The organism is Salinivibrio sp. IB872, assembly GCF_001995345.1.
Lineage (GTDB): Bacteria > Pseudomonadota > Gammaproteobacteria > Enterobacterales > Vibrionaceae > Salinivibrio > Salinivibrio proteolyticus.
Window position 1 is genome coordinate 1 of sequence record NZ_MUFO01000096.1, and the last position, 1629, is coordinate 1629.

Consider the following 1629-nt stretch of genomic DNA (forward strand, 5'->3'; position numbering starts at 1 on the left):
GCCCTAACATTTTATTAGTGCGCGTGCTCGATTTGTCAAAACCGTTATACGCCCTGTTCTATCCATAACCTCATGATAAGCATGCGGTTTTTCCATCTCTCTCATCAAGCTCTCTTCGGTGATAGTGTGCATGCCGCCTATCCCGGTTGAGGTGTTCACATTATCCCGCGCTTGTAATTTTRACCGATTGATTATTCCTGTTTTTTATTTTTTCGCCTAAGGAAAGTGTGAATCGGTCATGAGAAAGCGTGCATCCATGTGGGTGCTTTTGTTGAATTCCACGCTACCGCCCTTCGGTTGGCGGCGTCCAAAAGGCCATGTAACAGACAGAAATATAAGGGTAAGCGTACCAGAGTGCAGAATAGCTGTTTAGACACAAGCGCCTAAAATGTTGGTGAGGTCAGGATTTGGAAGTTTGCGGGGGCATAGATGCAAAAAATCCGCTGAACAATCAGCGGCTTTTCGGTATGTGGCGGAGAGATAGGGATTTGAACCCTAGAAGGGCTATTAACCCTTGCCGGTTTTCAAGACCGGTGCTTTCAACCACTCAGCCATCTCTCCGGAACGGTGCGTATACTAGAGGCTGCTCAGAGCGATGTAAAGTCCATTTTTACTTTTCAGCACTTAAGTGCTGAAATTATCAGCAAAAGCCTATTTTCAGCGCTTTTCTACCCTATGCCCCGTCGTTTATTTAGCCAAATCGGCCATTAATATAATCATGAGTCAGCTTGTGTTCTGGGTCGTTGAACACTTTTTCGGTACTGTTCACCTCAACCAAGCTCCCTAAGTGGAAATAGGCCGTGCGGTCAGACACACGCGAGGCTTGTTGCATGGAGTGCGTGACGATCACTATGCTGAAGTTTTTCTTCAGATCAGCAATCAGCTCTTCAATAATACCGGTAGCAATTGGGTCAAGGGCTGAGCATGGTTCATCCATCAAAATCACCTCTGGCGCGACAGCAATGGTGCGAGCAATGCATAGCCGCTGCTGCTGACCACCAGATAAGCCTGTGGCAGGCTGGTCGAGGCGATCTTTCACTTCGTTCCATAGCCCGGCTCGAGTCAGCGATTGCTCCACTAACTCATCGAGATCGGCTTTGGTGTCGATCAGTCCATGAATTCTCGGGCCATAGGCCACGTTGTCATACACCGATTTAGGGAACGGGTTAGGACGCTGGAAAACCATGCCCACTTGCGAGCGCAGTTCCACAATTTCTGTCTCTTTGTGGTGAATATCTTCACCGTCGAGAATGATGTCGCCGGTCACCACACAGCCGGGAATGGTGTCATTCATTCGATTTAAACAGCGCAAAAAAGTGGATTTGCCGCAGCCTGATGGACCGATCATCGCGAGAACTTCTTTCTCGCCAATATCAAGGCTCACGTCTGCAATCGCCGGTTTTGCGCCATGCTCGTAGTTCACAAAGACATTGCGCGCCGTCATTCGCGGATTATCAACAAAGGGTACACCACAGGTTTCTTTGGGGGCTGCGGTATTTTGGGGCGTCGTGTTCACTGTTTGCTCTGTAAGAGTTCCGTTAGTCATGGTTGTTGTCGTCATGGTTTTCTCTCCCGACTTACCAGCGTCGCTCGAGACGCTTACGCATAATCACGGCGCAGGCATTCATA

At 48.8% G+C, this 1629-nt stretch carries 1 protein-coding gene and 1 tRNA gene; both read right to left on the reverse strand.

Annotated features, from left to right (window positions below; genetic code table 11):
- Positions 1–470: 470 nt before the first annotated feature.
- Positions 471–561, reverse strand: a tRNA-Ser gene (locus BZJ18_RS16960).
- Positions 562–691: 130 nt separating this feature from the next.
- Complete coding sequence (gene pstB, locus BZJ18_RS16965; protein ID WP_217492729.1) at positions 692–1444, reverse strand: phosphate ABC transporter ATP-binding protein PstB; 753 nt, start codon at positions 1442–1444, stop codon at positions 692–694.
- Positions 1445–1629 lie beyond the last annotated feature (185 nt).